At 46.4% G+C, this 19,480-nt stretch carries 17 protein-coding genes; 6 read left to right on the top strand and 11 right to left on the bottom strand.

Translation table 11 applies throughout. From position 1 onward, the window contains the following. The first annotated feature begins 12 nt into the window (after positions 1-12). The gene (locus EEX84_RS14865) at positions 13-1,377 is read left to right on the top strand and encodes an aspartate kinase (RefSeq protein ID WP_123166435.1); all 1,365 of its coding nucleotides are present in this window, start codon (positions 13-15) and stop codon (positions 1,375-1,377) included. Positions 1,378-1,552: 175 nt separating this feature from the next. On the opposite strand, the gene EEX84_RS14860 is transcribed toward EEX84_RS14865, so the two are convergent. The 8 genes from EEX84_RS14860 to EEX84_RS14825 all read right to left on the bottom strand — a co-directional run bounded on the left by EEX84_RS14860 (position 1,553) and on the right by EEX84_RS14825 (position 9,682). Beyond that, entirely contained in the window at positions 1,553-2,047 is a 495-nt protein-coding gene (locus EEX84_RS14860; protein ID WP_123166434.1) for a cupin domain-containing protein, read from the bottom strand. Positions 2,048-2,104: 57 nt separating this feature from the next. Next, on the bottom strand, positions 2,105-3,724 hold the full coding sequence (locus tag EEX84_RS14855; protein WP_123166433.1) for a M20/M25/M40 family metallo-hydrolase: 1,620 nt from the start codon (positions 3,722-3,724) through the stop codon (positions 2,105-2,107). 27 nt (positions 3,725-3,751) lie between these two features. Beyond that, positions 3,752-4,909, bottom strand: coding sequence for an aminotransferase class I/II-fold pyridoxal phosphate-dependent enzyme (locus EEX84_RS14850; protein WP_123166432.1), 1,158 nt, complete (start codon positions 4,907-4,909; stop codon positions 3,752-3,754). A 33-nt stretch (positions 4,910-4,942) separates the two neighbouring features. Further along, positions 4,943-6,232, bottom strand: coding sequence for a TRAP transporter large permease (locus EEX84_RS14845; RefSeq protein WP_123166431.1), 1,290 nt, complete (start codon positions 6,230-6,232; stop codon positions 4,943-4,945). After that, complete coding sequence (locus EEX84_RS14840; RefSeq protein ID WP_123166430.1) at positions 6,229-6,723, bottom strand: TRAP transporter small permease; 495 nt, start codon at positions 6,721-6,723, stop codon at positions 6,229-6,231. Before EEX84_RS14840 ends, EEX84_RS14845 begins: the two co-directional genes overlap by 4 nt. A 77-nt stretch (positions 6,724-6,800) precedes the next feature. After that, positions 6,801-7,829 (bottom strand): TRAP transporter substrate-binding protein, encoded by a 1,029-nt coding sequence (locus EEX84_RS14835; protein ID WP_123166429.1) that lies wholly within the window; start codon positions 7,827-7,829, stop codon positions 6,801-6,803. A gap of 8 nt (positions 7,830-7,837) precedes the next feature. Further along, positions 7,838-8,491 carry a GntR family transcriptional regulator gene (locus tag EEX84_RS14830; protein WP_123166428.1) on the bottom strand — a complete coding sequence of 218 codons (654 nt, stop codon included), beginning with the start codon at positions 8,489-8,491 and terminating at the stop codon, positions 7,838-7,840. Positions 8,492-8,659: 168 nt separating this feature from the next. Then, the gene (locus EEX84_RS14825; protein WP_123166427.1) at positions 8,660-9,682 is read right to left on the bottom strand and encodes a TRAP transporter substrate-binding protein; all 1,023 of its coding nucleotides are present in this window, start codon (positions 9,680-9,682) and stop codon (positions 8,660-8,662) included. A gap of 124 nt (positions 9,683-9,806) precedes the next feature. Between EEX84_RS14825 and EEX84_RS14820 the strand changes: the two genes are divergently transcribed. Continuing rightward, the gene (locus tag EEX84_RS14820) at positions 9,807-11,171 is read left to right on the top strand and encodes an FAD-binding oxidoreductase (protein ID WP_123166426.1); all 1,365 of its coding nucleotides are present in this window, start codon (positions 9,807-9,809) and stop codon (positions 11,169-11,171) included. Between the two features lie 60 nt (positions 11,172-11,231). Here EEX84_RS14820 and EEX84_RS14815 read toward each other — a convergent pair whose 3' ends face one another. Continuing rightward, positions 11,232-11,882, bottom strand: a complete 651-nt coding sequence (locus tag EEX84_RS14815; RefSeq protein WP_123166425.1) for a LytTR family DNA-binding domain-containing protein — start codon at positions 11,880-11,882, stop codon at positions 11,232-11,234. Between the two features lie 177 nt (positions 11,883-12,059). Between EEX84_RS14815 and aceA the strand changes: the two genes are divergently transcribed. The 4 genes from aceA (at position 12,060) to EEX84_RS14795 (ending at position 17,734) form a co-directional block, all read left to right on the top strand. Then, a complete protein-coding gene (aceA, locus tag EEX84_RS14810; RefSeq protein WP_123166424.1) occupies positions 12,060-13,352 on the top strand; it encodes an isocitrate lyase in 1,293 nt (430 codons plus the stop codon). A 64-nt stretch (positions 13,353-13,416) separates the two neighbouring features. Next, positions 13,417-14,961, top strand: coding sequence for a malate synthase A (aceB, locus tag EEX84_RS14805; RefSeq protein WP_240034004.1), 1,545 nt, complete (start codon positions 13,417-13,419; stop codon positions 14,959-14,961). A gap of 17 nt (positions 14,962-14,978) precedes the next feature. Beyond that, the gene (gene yhfH, locus EEX84_RS14800) at positions 14,979-15,107 is read left to right on the top strand and encodes a protein YhfH (protein ID WP_123166422.1); all 129 of its coding nucleotides are present in this window, start codon (positions 14,979-14,981) and stop codon (positions 15,105-15,107) included. A gap of 545 nt (positions 15,108-15,652) precedes the next feature. Further along, positions 15,653-17,734, top strand: a complete 2,082-nt coding sequence (locus EEX84_RS14795) for a thioredoxin domain-containing protein (RefSeq protein ID WP_420812583.1) — start codon at positions 15,653-15,655, stop codon at positions 17,732-17,734. A gap of 42 nt (positions 17,735-17,776) precedes the next feature. Here the strand turns inward: EEX84_RS14795 and EEX84_RS14790 are convergent, their stop codons facing one another. Both EEX84_RS14790 and EEX84_RS14785 read right to left on the bottom strand, forming a co-directional pair. Beyond that, positions 17,777-18,070: a hypothetical protein gene (locus tag EEX84_RS14790; RefSeq protein ID WP_123166421.1), complete on the bottom strand. Its 294-nt coding sequence runs from the start codon at positions 18,068-18,070 to the stop codon at positions 17,777-17,779. A 74-nt stretch (positions 18,071-18,144) separates the two neighbouring features. Beyond that, complete coding sequence (locus EEX84_RS14785; protein ID WP_158599130.1) at positions 18,145-19,275, bottom strand: acyltransferase; 1,131 nt, start codon at positions 19,273-19,275, stop codon at positions 18,145-18,147. Positions 19,276-19,480: the final 205 nt, after the last annotated feature.

Raw genomic sequence — 19,480 nt, 5'->3', positions numbered from 1 at the left:
GGATTTGATCAGATGAAGGTATGCAAATTCGGCGGCACATCAGTTGCCAGCGCCAAGCAACTTAAAAAAGTGGCCGCTATTGTCAAAGAAGATCCAGCACGGCAGATTGTTGTTGTTTCTGCTCCCGGAAAACGCTACGAGGAAGACGAAAAAGTTACAGACATGCTCATCAAACTGGTGCAGGCAGCTTTGTCAGGAGAAGATGTCTCCCATCCCCTGGAAGCAGTGGTTGAGCGCTATGCCATAATTGCTGGTGAACTGGGACTTGGAAAAGAAATAGTGGAAACGATTGAAGCAGATCTTGAAAAGCGGCTTCAGGAAGACAAACAAAACGCCGCTCTATTTACCGACCAGCTGAAAGCGAGTGGTGAAGACAATTCCGCCAAATTGGTCGCAGCTTATTTGACTTCGATTGGACTTCCAGCCAGTTACATAAACCCCAAAGATGCGGGGTTGGTTGTCAACGGTTTGCCGGACCGCGCTCAAGCGCTTCCGGAATCCTATACCAACTTGTCCGCTTTGAACCGCCGTGACACCATCAGTGTGTTTCCTGGATTTTTCGGCTATACCCGAGAAGGTGTGCTGCGGACTTTTGAACGTGGCGGTTCCGATATCACCGGATCGATTTTGGCTGCTTCCGTGAAAGCGGAGATGTATGAAAACTTCACAGACGTCGATTGTGTCTTTGCAGCAAATCCGAGGTCGGTGGAAAATCCCGTGGAAATTGAGCAAATGACTTACCGGGAGATGCGTGAATTGTCATATGCCGGATTTGCCGTTCTTCACGATGAAGCATTAATGCCAGCGTATAAAGCCGCTGTTCCCTTATGCATAAAAAACACCAACAACCCTAAGTCTTCCGGTACCATGATTGTGGCAGAAAGGGATATTTCCAACCGGCCGGTAATCGGTATATCCGCTGACAGTGGCTTTTCCACTTTATACGTCAGCAAATACTTGATGAACCGCGAAATCGGATTCGGGCGCAAGTTGCTGCAAATATTGGAAGACGAACAAATTTCCTATGAACACATTCCGTCTGGCATTGATAACCTTTCTGTCATCATACGCAGTCACCAGCTGTCACCTGAAAAGGAAGCACGCATCATCGAGCGTGTAAAAAATGAATTGTATGCTGACGACGTCCATATACGCAGCGAATTTTCCATGGTCGTACTCGTAGGAGAAGGCATGAACAACAGTACAGGACTGGCAGCAAGGGCCACTGATGCCATTGCCAGGACGGGGGCCAATATCGAAATGATCAACCAGGGGTCTTCAGAGGTCAGTCTGGTATTCGGCGTTTTGAAAAAAGATGAGAAAAAAATTCTGAACGAATTGTACAAAGAGTTTTTTGAAGCGGCGATAGTTGTCTGATTACCCGAGAAGCAGGCACATTGAGGGAGAAACAGAAACGGGTGGAGAAAATTATTTTCTCCACTCGTTTTTCTTGTTTATTCAAAAAGAGCCTGTTTTGTCTGTCTATTCAAATTGCCGATACTTCAACAAAAAAACTCCCCGCTGCCTTTTTAAAGGCAACAAGGAGTGAATATTACGACCAGTCAGTAAGAAGCGGCCCTTCTTTGCCGCGGACGGGATCGTTGTGCGGCAGTGGAGTGTTTTGGATATCTTCCAGCACATAAGGGCGTTCCTCGGGTTCTCCTGTCTTTTTATTGGGCTGGACTCCTCCCGGATAAGCTCCCACAACTTTAAAGTCAGCACTGCTGTCGAGTTTTTTATGCCCGGTTCCTGCCGGAAGCACGGCGACATCGCCAACTTCAACTGTCAGCTCAGTCCCTTGCTCTCCTCCTATCTGCAACGTCGCCCTTCCGGAACGGACGCCCAGAACTTCGTGGGTGTTGCTGTGATAATGATGGTAGTCGAACACATCCCCTGTCCAGCTGTTTGTCCAGTCATTACGGTTGAAGATTGTTTCGATTTTTTCAGGCGCCTCTTGAAAAGCACGCGGATAAAACACCACCGGCAGTGACGGATTATTGGGAATCGTGCCATCGTCTTCAAAATACAATAATTTCACGTCAGACATGTGCCATCAGCTCCTTTTTGTTATACAGGACTGTACCCTGATCGCAGCAAAATATTCTCAACGGGAATATACATTGACGAATTGGGATGTAATCATCGACTCCAGCAGCGGCGGCAATTGTTCAAAAGCATTTTTTATATTCAGGCGTTCGGTCCGCTGATGGGCATCCCGGCCGAAAGGGCCGACATTCAGAACAGGAGCCTGCAACTTGTGCATATTCTCAAACGGGATGCTGTATGTTTTTCCATACACCGGTGTATTCATCTCGTAAGTCACCCAGCCGTCTTTTTGATCCTGGAAATTGACATAACTCAGATCTGAAATCCCATTGAAGTAATGGCCCTGCTTCACCTCGAAACCATACCTCTCCTTCGCTTGTTCCGTAAAATGATGGATACAGGACTGAACAAGCGAAGAGCCACTGGAATTGACCGGTGGATAATAAGGTGGTGCAAACATTAAAATCACAGCAGGCGTCAGCTCATGGCATTCCATCAGGAGGAGGTCTGCTATGGCGTGTGATTGTTCCCGGACATCCATTTCCCGGTTTTCCGTGACGATTTCAGAAATGATGGCTTCCACTTTTGCTTTCCCCAATTTCTTCTCAGCGTATTCTTTTAATTCTTCAAAAAGCAGAACTTTCACTTCCCGCACGGGTTCTATCTGTTCCCTGCGGCACATTTCCATGTAATCTTCACTCATCCGATTCATCGCTTTTCGCACTGCCTGATCGAAAAGTTCCATGACATCAGCAGCACTGCGCTCCAGCAAGAACACATTATACATGCCTACAGCGCGATATGGTGTCTGAGCTGAATACTCCATTTTGACGTCTCTTTGCAAAACAGTAATCGGCAACGGTGCAGTTTCTTCCAGGACAGTTTCCTGGAACAAGGGGTTCCAGTTCATTTCCTGAGCCAGATAAGAAGACATGAAGTTGGACGGCAGACTGCTGAGCGGCTCTCCTATATGTGACTCTTTTCCATAGAAAAGAGCGCTCGGCATGATTTTACCGATGGTACCGGAATAGACTTTGAAATCATGCTCATTCGGATCTTGTGCAAATACAGGTTCCCCGTTCAAGAATAATTTGTAATCCAAATTATGCTCTTCACTCAACTCGACAAGTTTTGGAACTGCTTCACGCATACCGTTTGAATTGATTTCCTCATCCGGAACAGTCAAAAGCAGCAAGTTGACCGGCCACTCTTCAATGGAAGCTTTTTCAATGAGTGCCATATGAAGTGTAAGCCCCGCTTTCATATCCATGGTTCCGCGTCCGAACAAGTAATCCCCTGATTCCAGATCTCTGCGCACTTCTTCCCTCAACGTTTCTTTCCGGTCATGAAGAGCGGAAGTCAACTCTCTCGGTTTACAGGCAAGTGGTTGAAGCACGCCGTAGTCTTCTGTGCTCACCGTATCAAAATGGCTGAGCAGGACAACTGTATCCCTGGCTTCTTCGTGCTTGTACAAAGCCGTCAGGAAAGTCCGGTCCCAGTTGACCTCCCCCAGTTCCAACAGATGGGGATTTTCCTGGAAATAAACAAGGTTCTCCAATTTAGCTTTCGCTTTTTTGGGAAAATCAATTTCCCCTTGCGTTAAATACACACTTTCCCATGACACCATTTCACATAGCAAATCAGTCATTTTTTCAGGAGTATCCCACAGACGTTTCATAAATCAATTCCTCATTTCAGATAAAAGTTAAGTCAGCGATCCAATAAATTTTTCCAGACGGTCCATACCCTCTTCCAGTACAGGCATTGCATAGGCATATGAAATCCGTAAAAACCCTTCGCCGTATTGAGTAAAAGCTGAACCAGGAACGGCCGCCACGCCGCCTTCTTTCAGCAGGCGTGTGGCAAATTCAAAGGACGGCATTCCGAACTTTTCGATGGATGGAAAAATGTAAAATGCTCCTGTCGGCAACACGACATCTATTCCCATGTCCTGCAGGCGCCCGTAAACGAAATCTCTCCGCTTGATGTATTCTTTGTTCATCTCTGCAGGAACATGCCGCTGATTGTTCAACGCTTCGATGGCAGCATACTGACCGGGAACCGAAGCACAGACCGTGTTGTATTGGTGGACCTTGATCACCTGATTCATCACCTTTTTAGGTCCCAACACATAGCCGATACGCCATCCGGTCATCGAATGCGATTTTGAGACACCGTGGACAAGAATCGTCCGGTCGCGCAAACTTTCATAGCAAGCAAATGTGCAATGCTTGCCATTAAAGGAGTTTTCACTGTAAATTTCGTCTGTGACAACAAACACATCATGCTTTTCCAGCACACGGACCAATTTCTCCACTTCTTCCGTGCCCAGGGTCACTCCTGTTGGATTGGAAGGGAAGTTCATCAGCACCGCTTTCGTGCGGTCGGTAATCAAGGACTCCAGATGTTCAGGTGTCGGCTGGAATCTGGTCGAGGACGTATCCAGATAAACCACCTTCCCTCCACATAACTGAACAAGCGGTTCGTACCCTGAATAGGTCGGAGCCGGTAAAATCACTTCATCGCCTTCTTCCAAAATGGTCCGGAAAACAGAATCCAGCCCTTCGCTTGCACCATTTGTCACGATGATTTCATTTCGGTGATCATACTTCAGTCCATAGGTGTCCTTAAAAAAAGATTCTATGGCAAGACGCAACTCTAATACGCCTGCATTATGGGAGTAATTCGTCTGGTTATCCCGGATCGCCTGGATGCCTGCTTCTTTTACGGCTTCAGGGGTCGGAAAATCGGGCTGGCCGACTGTTAAATTGATGGCCTCCGGATAGTCGATCATTTGATTGGCAAATTGTCGAATGCCGGAAAACACCAACTCTTCGGCTCGACTGTTAATGGATACACTCATGAAAAACAACCTCTCTTCTGAAAATGGAAATAATTATTCGTACAAGCCCGGAAGCCATAGAGACAGCTCGGGAATAAACGTGATGACCAGCAGACAAACAATCATCGCAAAAAGGAATGGCAAAACGGCAGTCGCGATTCTTTCAAACCGGACACCCCCTACACTCGATGCCACAAACAAGTTGACTCCCAGCGGTGGTGTAACAAAACCGATCGCCAGGTTTGCTACCAATATGACACCAAAATGAACGGGATCCACTCCTACAGCCGTTACAATCGGCAGCAAAATCGGCGTCAGTACAACAAGTGCTGATATAGTATCGATGAACATCCCCACTACTAATAATAATAAGTTAATCGCCAACAGAATAACAAATGGATTTGTTGATAGCTCTGTTAAGAAATCGGAAATTTCTCCTGGAATCTGCTCGATGGTCATAAAGTAAGCAAACGATACGGAAAGCCCGATGATAATCATCGTTGTTGCATTGATGACAATCGCTTCCCTGAAGCTTTCGTACAATCCCTTCCAGGATAATTCCCTGTAGACGAACTTACCGATGATGACGGCATAGACAACTGCTACAACAGCAGCTTCTGTTGGTGAGAAAATACCGCCGTAAATACCACCAAGGATAATAACGGGAATCAGCAAAGCCCATTTTGCTTCCCAGAAAGCTTTCACTACATCTTTAAAAACGAATTTGGTGTCTTCCCCTGGTTCTGGCTTATACCCTCGTTTTTTGGAAATTAAGTATGCGGTCAGCAATAATCCCGAACCAACGATGAAGCCAGGGATGATCCCTGCCAAAAACATACTGCCGACTGACACACTGCCGATGACTCCATACAAGACAAACGGGATACTCGGCGGAATGATAACGCCTATGGAACCAGCCGAAGCTGCTACTGCCGAGGCAAAGCCGCCACCGTAATTGCGTGCCACCATCGCCGGAATCATGAATCCACCGATGGCTGCCACTGTTGCCGGGCCTGATCCCGAAATGGCAGCAAAAAACATACAAGCTACAATGGTCACCATGCTCAATCCGCCAGTCATCCAGCCGACCATGGCTGCCGCCAAATCCAACAGTCGTTTGGAAACGCCACCCTTGCCCATTAAAATACCTGCAAGCATAAAGAATGGAATCGCCAGCAATGGAAAGGAGTCAAGCGATGTAAAAGCTTTTTGTGTAATGATGCTGAGCGGCAGGGTAGAGCCAAAGTAAATGGCTGTCAATGCTGAAACCCCCAACGCAAAAGCGATCGGCACACCGATCAGTAAACAAATAAATAAAGTCCCGAATAATAAGGCTATTGTCATCCCGGAAGTTCTCCTTCCTTGTGCATTTCATAATCCCCCTGCCAAATCTTTCTCAATTGCTGGAGCAGGCGGATGCACATGCCAAAACCGCCAAGCGGGATTGCCAGAAACGGGATCCACATTGGCATCTGCATGGCAGGAGTGACCTGGCCATTTTGAATACTTGTTAAAACCAGCTGGGTGCCAAAATAAGCTAGAAACAATGCAATGCCAAACCATATAGCAAGAGTTATGGTTTCCAGAATCTGTCTTGGAACTCCTTTAAACCTGGTGATAAAAGCCTCCACTCGTATATGCTCCCGCAACTTCACTGCATAGCTGGCTCCGATCCAAACCTGGAAAATATGGATGTAGCGAGCCATCTCTTCTGTCCAGCTTGGTGCGTTGGAAAAGACATAGCGGCCAACAACCTGACTGAAGATTAATGCCACCATGACAACAAGCGTCAATACGAGAAAAGCTTCTTCCGCTTTTGCAAACTTCTTTATCATAAGCCCTACTTCCTTTCAGAAAAGAAAAATCAAGGAATTGCTTCCTTGATTTTTTTGTTGTTCTTTTTTATCCTGCTTTATTGATTGTTGGCTTCAAGCGCACGATCAATCAAATCTCTGCCAATTTGGTCTTCATATTTTGTGTAGACCACTTCAGCAGCCTCACGGAATGCTTCGCGCTGTTCGTCTGTCAAATCATTGACTTGCATGCCTTCCGCTTTCAATTGCTCGAGGAATTCAGCGTCCTGCTGTTGAGCCAATTCACGCTGTTCATCGCGGAACTCTTCAGAAGCTTCCATGATCAATTCCTGAAGGTCTTCGGGCAATCCGTTGTAGAAGTCATCGTTTACCAACAACGCAGTGGCTGCATAAACATGACCTGTTAACGTCAGATAATCCTGCACTTCATAGAACTTATTTGTGTAATAAAGTGAAATTGGGCAATCCATCGCGTCATATGTTCCTTGCTGAAGGGCTGTGTATAACTCACCAAATGCGAAGGGAGATGCATTTGCTCCGAAAGCGTTGAACGTATCGGTATGCATCGGACTTTCCAAAGTACGCATTTTCAAGCCTTCCATGTCTTCAGGCATTTCAATCGGATGCTCGTTATTCGATACATGGCGGAAACCATTTTCACCAAACACAAGGCCTTTTAAACCGTTTTCTTCCAGACCAGCCATCAATTCCTGACCCAATTCGCCATCAAGGGCCCGGTACGCCGCTTCGTTGTCGTTGAACAGGAACGGCAAATCAAACACTTGGAAATTCTCGTTAAACGAAGCCATAGCCGCTACCGCCGGAATTGTCATTTCGATATTCCCTAGTTGCACCGCTTCAATCGCTTCGCGGTCAGATCCGTAAAGCTGACCATTCGGGTAAAGTTCCACAGTCAGTCGGCCGTCAGACTCTTCTTCCAGCTTTTCTTTAAATTCAAGCGCTTTCACATGTGACGACTGTTCTTCAGGCACCAGGTGCGCCAATCTGATTGTGTACGTTTCTTCGCCTTCTCCGCCACCATCTGATGTCGTGCTTCCTCCGTCCGGTCTTCCACAAGCTGACAGGATAAATAGTCCGATAAGTAATAAACCCAGTAATTTTTTCATAATGCCTCCTATTTGATGTATTCCAGCAAACGTTTTTCGATATTTTTCAGATGAAGTGCCATTTGCTGTTTGGCTGCTTCAATATCCCCTTTTTCAATCGCTTCGATAATAGACAAATGTTCATGGTAAGCTTCTACAGCACTTTTGCAGATTGTTTCAGACAACAACAGAAAAGCACGGCTTCCACCTGTGTTCACCGTATAAATCATTTCTTTCATGCGTTTGTTGGAATTGCTGCTGTAAAGCAACGCATGAAATTCCTGATCGGTGTCCATAAAGCAGACATAATCATTTTCTTTGACCGCCTTTAACTGACGCGCCGCGTTTTCTCTTAAATCAGGAATGACACGCTGTTGATCTGCCTTCGATAAGTGTTCAAGGTTATGGATTTCAAGTAACCTGCGGATTTCCATAATCTCTTTGACGTCTTCATGATTAAAACCGGCAACCACTGCAGGACGGGTTTTCCTCAATTCGATAAGCGCATCAACAGCTAGTCTTCTCAGTGCTTCCCTCAAAGGAGTTCTGCTGATGCCCAGCTCAGCAGCAAGTTTTTCTTCAGGGAGTTCTTCCCCAGGATCAAGTTCTCCAGTGATAATCATTTTTTTGATGTACTCGTACGCCTGTTCAGCTAAAGTGGCTTTTGTAGCGATCTTTTCCATAGTTCCTCCTTCCTTTCTCGAAGATCCATACAGTGTATACTGTATACAGAAAGTATAGAATATGTTAAATTGTTTGTAAATATAAAATGATAATATTCAGCAAAACAAATAGCTTTTTATCTGCCCAGCAAAAAAACCAAGGAGCCGGCTCCTTGGTTTTTCCACCACTTATTCATTGGCAGCCAATGCCTGTTCTATCAATTCGGGACCTATCTGGTCTTCGTACTTTTCATAGACAGGCTGTGCCGCTTCACGAAACTCATTGCGCTGTTCTGCTGTCAAATCGTTCACCTGCATTCCTTCAGCTTTCAACTGATCCAGAAATTCCACGTCCTGCTCCTGGGCCAGTTCACGCTGAGCATCCCGAAATTCTTCGGAAGCTTCCATCACCAAGTCCTGAAGATCCTCCGGCAGGTTGTTGTAAAAGTCATTGTTGGCAAGCAGGATGGCCGCTGCGTATACATGCCCTGTCAATGACAAATAATCCTGCACTTCATAGAACTTGTTTGTGTAGTAAAGTGAAATCGGACATTCCATGGCGTCGTAGGTACCTTGCTGGAGTGCCGTATATAACTCACCAAATGCGAACGGTGAAGCATTTGCACCAAATGCTTTAAAAGTATCTGTATGAAGCGGATTTTCCAATGTCCGCAACTTTAAGCCTTCCATATCTTCCGGCTTTTCGATCGGCCCTTCATTATTGGAGACATGCCTGAATCCATTTTCGCCAAATACCAGACCTTTTAAGTCATTTTGTTCTAAATCAGCCAATAGTTCTTGTCCAAGGTCTCCATCGAGCGCTTTATATGCAGCGTCATAGTCATTGAACAGGAAAGGCAGATCGAAGACAAGGAATTTTTCGTTGAAAGAAGCCAGTGGGGCTACAGCAGGAATGGTCATTTCGATATTGCCCAGCTGTGTCGCTTCGATTGCTTCCCGGTCTGAGCCGTATAGCTGGCCATTCGGATACAGTTCAACTTTTAATCTGCCATCCGATTCCGACTCCAGCTTTTCTTTGAATTCCAAAGATTGAATGTGTGCTGAATGCTCTTCCGGTACCAAATAAGCAATACGAATTGTGTGTACTTCATCCCCACTTTCATCTCCAGATGAAGTGGTTGAATCGTCAGGGCGGCCGCATGCAGCCATGACAACAAGTAAAATGAGCAGTAGTCCGTATAATTTTTTCATAATTCCTCCTGTGAACTAAGTATTTACTATGTATAGCACCTCTAATAGTACCCGAATACTTTCAAACGCAAACCACCAAATTTTCAATTTTATTATATACTTTTAAAAAAGGAGTGTTGTTTTCGTGAAAAATAATTGGTTGGAACATCTGAAAGAAAAGTTAAAGACTGATCAATACTCATCCAGCGAAAGTGAACGCTATCGTCACAGCCACGACGAATCCTCGCATCACGCTGTTGAACCGGAAGTCGTATGTTTTCCGGAATCCAAAGAAGACATACAAGCAATCCTGGAAACAGCAAGAACTTTTGGCATTCCTGTGACCCCCTTTGGAGCAGGTTCCGGGCTTGAAGGACAGGCGATTCCTGTAAAAGGCGGCATCTCTCTGGATTTTGAACGGATGAATCAGGTGTTGAAGTTTTCACCGGAGGACATGCAAATCACCGTACAGCCGGGCATCACACGCAAGCAGCTGAACAAATTGATCAACCGGCAAGGCTTGTACTTCCCCATCGACCCTGGCGCTGATGCTTCAATTGGCGGGATGGCAGCCACTAACGCCAGTGGCACAACTGCTGTGCGGTACGGAACAATGCGCGATCAAATCACAGATATGGAAGTTGTACTCGCGGACGGAACGATTATACATACAGGATCAAAAGCAAAAAAATCATCTTCTGGGTATCACTTGACCGGTTTGTTTACCGGCTCGGAAGGAACGCTCGGAATCATTACGGAAATCACCCTGAAGCTGCATGGAATTCCGGAGCATGTCATCGCTGCAAGCTGTACATTTTCAACTCCACGTGAATGCGCGGAAGCGGCTCATATGATTCTATTGAGCGGCATTCCAATCCTTCGTATGGAATTCGTTGACGCCTTGAGTATCAGCCAGGTAAATACCTATGGAAATTATGGAATTCCAGAGAGGCATTCCTTGTTTTTTGAATTCGCCGGCATGAAAAAAGCGGCTGAAGAAGAAGCAGTGCTTGCGGAAGAATTATTGACAGGTTTGGGAGCTGAAAATTGGAAAGTCGCTGTGGATGCGGAAGAACGATCGCTCATTTGGAAAGCGCGTCATGAAATGTCTTATGCTTTCCGCCACCTAAAAGGAACGAAAGTTACAGGTGGAGATGTGTGCGTGCCTATCTCCAAGCTGCCTGATTTGATCGACTATGCCCGTGAATTGATCGAAGAAAGCGCTTTGGTCGGTGGCATACTCGGCCATATTGGAGACGGCAACTTCCACACCTTGATCGTCTTTGACTCCGAATCCCCTGCTCAGCAGGAGGCAGCTGAACTGGTCAATGAAAAACTGGCTTTTCGGGCCATCGAACTTGGCGGCACCTGCACAGGGGAACATGGTGTAGGAATCGGAAAAAGGAAATTCCAGCAAACCGAACACGGCGCAGCAGTGTCGGTCATGAAAAATATGAAACAACTGCTCGACCCGGAAAACCTGCTGAATCCCGATAAGATTTTCGAATAAAAAAAGCCATCCCCGGATGGCTTTTTTTATTTGTCCATTAAGTTGATGCTCCGCTCTTTTTTAAAATCCAAGTCGCTCTCGGATTGAAGTGGCGTAGTTTTGGCTGACCGGCAGCATGGATCCGTCTTTTAAAGTCAGCAAGTAATTCGAGGAAAGATCACGGCTGATTTCTTCGATGAAATGGATGTTGACGATATAAGAACGATGAACCGGCAAAAAAGTATCCGGCAATTGATGCCGCAGGTTCTTCAATGTATGGATTGAACAATAGGTCTCGTCTTCTGCATAGAACCAGGTCTTTTTTTGGCTGCTTTCTATATGGGAAACTTTATCAATCGCGACCGGGCGCCACCTGTCTTCCAGTTTTCCTGTCAGAAACTGCAGCGGCTGCTTTTGACGGACCGGATAATCCGGCGGCAAAATAATGACCAATGCACTGGACTCTCCAGCTATGCTGACCGGGTAACCGATTCCGTAATAGGCAGAGCCGTCCGCAGAAGGTTCCATCAACCGCTCAATACGTTTTCCTTCTATATATGTACTCGCTGCGACGCTTCCGCTTTCGACCGCTTGTCCCGCCTGAATCCGAAGGTCGTGAATTCCCGCTTTGTAATAGATATACTGCTTTCCTTTAGCGATTGCGATTGAAGCTTCTTTCGGAATCCAATCCCCCATGATAAATCCAAACTGTTCCAACACACTGTTTTCCATACACCGATTCCCCTTTCAAATGTCTTTGTCGCGAAATCTCTGCTTCTGTCATGAAATAGACGCTTTTATCGAATTTTCAAGACAGTGTAAATATTCTGTTATATAGTAATATACATCAAAACAAACTGTATTAATACAGTTAATAAAAACTTTTTTATTCGGAAAGGGATGGGTTAAATGGTCAGCAAACAATTACAGGTGGAAATGTTGAATAAGAGCTGGGAAGAAGACAGCAGATGGAATGGAATTGAACGTCCGTATACAGCGGAAGATGTTGTGAAACTTCGGGGGTCTGTTCAAATTGAGTATACGTTGGCTAAAAGAGGAGCAGAGCGTTTGTTCCGCTCCATTCACGAAACAGACTTCGTCAACGCTCTTGGCGCATTGACAGGAAATCAGGCAGTTCAGCAAGTAAAAGCTGGCCTTCAGGCAATTTATCTGAGCGGCTGGCAAGTCGCGGCCGATGCCAACTCAGCCGGTCAAATGTACCCGGACCAAAGCTTGTATCCGGTCAACAGCGTACCGGATGTTGTAAAAAAAATTAACCGGGCACTTCAACGTGCCGATCAAATCGACAGTGTGGAAAACACAGAAGGCTTCGACTGGTTTGCACCGATCGTAGCAGATGCGGAAGCAGGCTTCGGCGGACCGCTGAATGTTTTCGAATTGATGAAAGCCATGATTGAAGCCGGTGCTGCAGGCGTCCACTTTGAAGACCAATTGGCTTCTGAAAAGAAATGCGGACATTTGGGCGGAAAAGTCTTGTTGCCTACTCAAAATGCAGTCCGGAACCTTGTCTCTGCAAGACTTGCAGCTGATGTACTGGGTGTACCGACTCTCTTGATCGCCCGTACAGATGCAGACGCAGCCGACTTGATCACCAGCGATATCGATCCGGTCGATCATCCATTCATCACAGGAGAACGGACGCCTGAAGGATTCTACCGTACGAATGCCGGAATCGATCAAGCCATTGCAAGAGGCCTTGCTTACGCTCCTTATGCAGATTTGGTTTGGTGCGAAACCTCCCATCCAAATTTGGAAGAAGCGCAGGCGTTCGCTGATGCCATCCATGCAAAATTCCCTGGCAAATTACTTGCCTATAACTGTTCCCCTTCTTTCAACTGGAAAGCGAAACTGGATGACGAAACAATTGCGAAATTCCAGGTGGAACTCGGAAAAATGGGTTATAAATTCCAGTTTGTCACACTTGCCGGTTTCCATGCATTGAACAACAGCATGTTCGAACTGGCTTATGACTATAAAGATCACGGCATGGCAGCCTACTCGAAACTGCAGCAAGCTGAGTTTGCCAATGAAGCGAAAGGCTATACAGCAACCCGTCATCAGCGTGAAGTGGGCACCGGTTATTTTGATGAAGTGTCACAGATCATTTCCGGTGGCACAAGCTCCACGACCGCGATGAAAGGATCAACAGAAAGCGCTCAATTCCAAAAAGAAACAGTTTAATGAAAGGATGATTTGATTGATCACGAAGTCGAATATCGTCATTAAAGGAGACGCCATTCCAGGAATGGAGACCATTTTAACACCTGAAGCTTTGGAATTCATTGAAAAACTGCATGTCCAGTTCAATAAACGCCGTGTGGAGTTACTGGAAAAGCGGCAGCAGCGGCAACAGGAAATCGACGCGGGAACTCCACTCGATTTCCTTCCTGAAACCAAACATATCCGTCAAGGCAATTGGACAATCGCTCCATTGCCTGAAGATATGAAAGACCGCCGTGTCGAAATTACCGGACCGACAAACCGCAAAATGCTCATCAATGCCTTGAATTCCGGAGCAAAAATGTTCATGGCGGACCTGGAAGATGCCACGGCTCCCAACTGGCATAATATCATCGACGGACAAATCAATCTGCGGGATGCCGTCCGGCGCCAAATCGATTTTGAAATTCCTGAAACCGGTAAACAATACGCACTCAAGGATGAAACGGCTGTTTTGATGGTCCGCCCTCGCGGCTGGCATCTGATGGAAAAGAACATCGAAATTGATGGCAAACCGGTATCCGGCAGCCTGGTCGACTTCGGCTTATACTTTTTCCATAACGCCCGGGAATTGATTGACCGTGGTTCCGGTCCCTACTTTTACCTGCCAAAGCTGGAAAGTCATCTGGAAGCGAGGTTATGGAACGATGTCTTCGTTTTTGCACAAGACGAACTCGCCATCCCGCAAGGCACCATCCGGGCAACCGTTCTGATTGAAACGATTCTGGCCGCTTATGAAATGGATGAAATTTTATATGAACTGCGCGATCATTCAGCAGGACTCAATTGTGGCCGATGGGATTATATTTTCAGCTTCATCAAACGGATGCGCAACCAGCCGAAGTTCATCTTGCCGGATCGGTCGCAAGTGACAATGACTGTCCCGTTTATGCGCTCCTATACATTACTGTGCATCCAAACTTGCCATAAACGGAATGCTCCGGCTTTAGGCGGAATGGCTGCCCAGATTCCGATTAAAGGAAATCCTGAAGCAAACGAAGCCGCTTTCCAAAAAGTGCGTGAAGACAAGCGCCGCGAAGTGCTGGATGGACATGATGGCACATGGGTCGCCCATCCCGACCTGGTGGCAGTCGCCATGGAACAATTTGATGAACATATGCCGACAGCCAATCAAATCGACCGAAAACGCAGTGATATTCATGTTGAAGCGGAAGACCTCGTCGAAATTCCAAGAGGTACGATTACCGAAGAAGGCCTTCGCTCCAATATTTCTGTCGGTATCCAGTATATCGCTTCCTGGCTGTCCGGCAACGGTGCCGCACCGATCAACCATTTGATGGAAGACGCCGCCACTGCCGAAATTTCCAGGTCCCAAGTCTGGCATTGGATCCGCCATCCGCAAGGCGTCCTGATTGATGGACGCAACATCGATGTCAGCCTGTTCCACGAACTTACAGGTGAAGAAACCGACAAGATCAAAGAATCAGTGGGGGAAGATCGTTATCTGTCCCGACGTTATGCAGAGGCCAGCGAGTTGTTTACAAGTCTTACATTGCAAAGTGATTTTGCCGAATTTTTGACACTGCCCGGGTATGAAAAACTAAACTGATACTGGAGGAGATCACTATGAAAACAATGAAAACTTTTGAAACACGCGCTAAGAAAGAATGTCAGGAATGCGGAAACGAAATCAAGGAACAACGCGAATCGATCGTCTATGAATGCGAACGGTGCATGGGACAACGAGCTGAATAATATTCCTTGCTAAGATTGAGGAGTGGCCCTGAAAATCATTCAGGGCTACTCCGAGGCTGTCGAGAAACTTTCATCAGCCTTTTCCATTTCGCTCCAGGCGGACGCTTTCCGCGGGCATGGCTTCAGTCTCCTCGTCGCTGCGCTCCTGCGGGGCCTTCAGCTCATGCTATTACCGCAGGAGTCGCCGCCTTCCGCTTCATTCAGTTCCCATTACTGATTTTAAGGCGGTTAAAATAAGAAATCAGGATATACCATTGATTTCTTGTTTATAGAACAATGGGTAAGATATGGAGCAAAGCAGCGGAGACTCCAGCGGGATAGCGCAGTGCTGAAATCCACTCGGGCGCCGAGCCCGAGTTAGTTCAGCGCAAGCCCGCAGGAAAGCGGAGCTGGTTTGCGGAATATCTAGGTACTGAACCGTTTCTCAACAAGCTAGGAGTGGCCCTGAAAATCATTCAGGGCCACTCCTTTTTCTGTTTATAATTTCTTCCACAAGGTACAGTATAGGTAAAGACTCAATAAACCTTAGAGGTGGAGTGATTTCCTTGGACCATTCTGAAAAAGATCCGTTGGTTGATGCCAGACCGAGTGCTGATAAGAATTGGTTGTCTCTGGAGAAGTCGCCTTACCTGCTTCAGCATGACAGCAACCCGGTCAATTGGTATCCATGGAGCGATGCAGCTTTCAAAAGAGCCGCTGCGGAAAACAAACCGGTATTCCTGTCCATCGGCTACAGCACTTGCCATTGGTGCCATGTCATGGAGCATGAATCATTTGAAGACGCAGAAGTGGCGGAATTATTGAATGACCATTTCATCGCCATCAAAGTGGACCGGGAAGAGCGACCGGATATTGACACGATTTACATGAACATCTGTCAACTGCTGACCGGTGAAGGCGGTTGGCCGCTGAACGTTTTTTTGACACCAGAGCAACGCCCGTTTTATGCCGGAACGTACTTTCCGAAAACAAGCAAGTATGGCCGCCCCGGCATGATGGATGTTTTGCCTCAGTTGCTCCATGCCTACAGGACCGATCCTGAAAAAATCCAGGACGTCGCCGACAAACTGACCGGTGCATTGCAGCCGGGAATCCAGACAAACACACAGGAAGTTTCTTCAGAAGTGATTGCCCAGGCCCATGCCATTCTGGAAGGGGAATTTGATTCTTCATTCGGCGGATTTGGCGGTGCCCCTAAATTCCCGTCACCTGGCCAATTATTGTTTTTGCTCCGGTATTACGCCGTCACCAAAGATCAGAATACGATGGAGATGGTTGAAAAAACGCTGGATTCCATTGCGGATGGCGGAATTTACGACCATGTCGGCTTCGGCTTTGCCCGTTATTCGACCGATCCGAAATGGCTGGTCCCCCATTTCGAGAAAATGCTCTATGACCAGGCCTTGATGATGATGGTCTATACAGAGGCATTTCTGATTAACAGAAACCCCAGTTACCGAAAAATAGTTTATGACACAGCCCGTTTCCTGAAACGGGAAATGCTGCATCCGGATGGCGGCTTTTATTCTGCCATTGATGCGGACAGTGAAGGGGAAGAAGGAAAGTATTATGTCTGGTCCGCTGATGAAATAACGAAAATTCTGGGAACCGAACAAGCGCCGGTATACCGTGAAGTTTACAACATCACCCCTCAAGGGAATTTTGAAAATGCAAACATCCCGAACCTGATCGGCACAAACAAAGCAGCCATTGCCGACAAACACGGAATGACACTTGTGGAACTCGAAAGACTGTTGGAGAATTGCCGGCAACAATTGCTGGCGGAACGGCAAAAACGTAGTTACCCTCATTTGGATGATAAGATTTTGACTTCCTGGAACGGACTGTGCATCGCGGCGATGGCAAAAGCCGGTGCAGCTTTTGCTGAACCGAAATTCCTTGAGCTCGCTGAAAATGCTGTAGAATTTGTAGATACTCACTTATGGCAGGAAGAGTATCTCTACACCCGCTGGCGGGAAGGAGAAGCGAAAAACCTCGGATACTTGGATGATTATGCGCATCTGCTCTGGGCTCATATCGAATTATATATGGCTACGGGTGCTGTGGCGAACCTGGCAAAAGCAAAACAACTGGCACAGGCTTTGCTTGAACGCTTTGAGGATATCGGCCAATATGGATTTTTCTTTACCGATAAAGAAGCCGAAGCACTCATTGTCCGGGACAAAACAGCGATTGATGGAGCGATGCCTTCGGGCAACGGCATCGCAGCGCTGCAATTATGGCGCCTTGGCAAGCTGACAGGCGATAACGACTTGTTGACCAAAAGTGACACAACCATCACCGCTTTTGCCGATATTGCAGAAAAATACCCTTCCGCCGTTTTGATGCTGCTGACTGCCCGGCTGGCTTTTCAAGCCGGCGGCAAGGAAATTGTCATCAGCGGCACATCACAAACTGAAAAAAGCGCCTTGCTTCAGTTTCTGAGGACGTCTTACCGGCCTTACGATGTATGGCTTGAAGCGACTGTGGAAGCTGCCGGGACCATGCCGCTGACAGAAGGGAAAATTCATGACGACATCCCTCTCGCTGTTTATGTCTGTGAAAATTATGTATGCAAAATGCCGCTGTTCGATCTCCAGGAAGTGAAGCAGCGGTTAGCTCAGTAAAAACCGCCCAGGCAGCTGCTTGGGCGGTTTTGTTGAAATCCATTATGGTTGTTTGGATGATTTGATGCGGTAACGGGAGTCTTCCTCCAGTTTATTGAAGATTTCGATGTAACGGACTCCTGTGTCTTTTTCTTCCGTAGGAGCTTCTTTGTCATCCATTACATCTGCCAACGGTTTTGTTTCCGGTTCGATGACCCTCGATTCAAAATCCTCCATCAAATCCTGAAGCGCGTCATAGGAATCGATTTGTTTATCTTTCTTCACTTCTTCAAACAACCGTTCCGATTCTTCTTCCGTCAGCTGCACATAGCCGACCATGATCTGCTTTTCAGCCATTCAACGACCTCCTGTCGAGCTTGTTTCAGTTTCTCTTCTATACCTCGACGAATCAGCTGGTAAACATGGAACAGCTATGCCTTCTCTCCTTTAGCAGAAGGCAACCGCTCTTTTCCGGCTTCCCAGAAAAGCGGCGCCTTTTTCGGCAGTTTGCCGAACACAAAACTCGCCAATGGAATAAAACGATGGAACCACCAAATGACGAAATAACAAATGACCACCACCAACACATACTGGAAGAAAATCATGAAGTGCCAAGAGAACCAGCCGTCCCGAATTGGGAAATAGATGTTCACTTGCGTAATGACATATGGATGCAGTAAATAATAGCCGAAGGAATAATAAGCCAGGTTTTTGACTTTTTCTATGGCGTCGCTGTCCAGTTTGACAACGAGCCGTTCCGACAAATGGAAAAAGTACAAGCCGCCGATCACCAGGAAACCGATGCCGATCAATTTATACAATTCTTCCGGAATCGGAACGCGTGTATTAAACGCATTCTGATAACGGATCAGCACATAAGGTACAGCGGCACACAAAAATGCCAGACCGAGCAGTACGGTTTTTGAACCGGTGATTTTTGCCTTGATGGCTTCATAGTGAAGTCCGATCCAGGCGCCCAGTAAAAACGGACTGATAATCGTCACGAAAAACGGTCCGCTCGTCAAACGGTATTCCATATTCACGAAATAATATACAAATTCGATGACAACCCCGACTGCCCATAAATACTTCCGCAAAAAAGCCGATTTCTGGACGATGAACAGCATAATCGGAAAGAACAGATAAAACTGGACGACCAAAGAGATGAAGTGGAGTTGATATTTACTGCCCCCGTGAAGGATGTTATCCAATATCCCACCCATGTCAAATACTTTATGGTTGTAGTAAATAGCATCCGCTTCATAGATAAGTGACCAGATAATATAAGGAATCAATATGTAGACGACGCGTTTTCGGAAATAATCGAGCAGTACTTTCGGCGTCAACTCGCGATTTCGGTAATTATAGAAAAAGACAATGCCGACCAGCATGATGAATAAGCCTGCTTCCACGCGGACGATATTATTCACAAAATGATATGATATATGCTGAATCGTATTGGGGGAAAACAAATGCGTATACGGTGCCGTTACATGAACCAGCACCACCATCAGCATCGCGAATACACGGATAAAATAAATCGATTTTATTTCTTTCTTCAACTTTATACACCTCATAAATTAAAAAAGGACTTATAGCGTCAATATATACCAATAGCTCTAGTTAATAGTATCATAAAAGCCTCCTCGGCTCATCTGGCATTTGCAAAGCACTAGAACACCTCTGTGCTTTCCGATATGATTAAACTATATATGTTAAACTAAAGAAATTAGCTTTTATACACCGCTTCGGCCGCTTTGGGCATAA

Source organism: Planococcus salinus (assembly GCF_003719725.1).
GTDB lineage: Bacteria > Bacillota > Bacilli > Bacillales_A > Planococcaceae > Planococcus > Planococcus salinus.
Note: the sequence above shows the minus strand (reverse complement) of the source record. Positions and strands in the feature narration are given on the sequence as shown.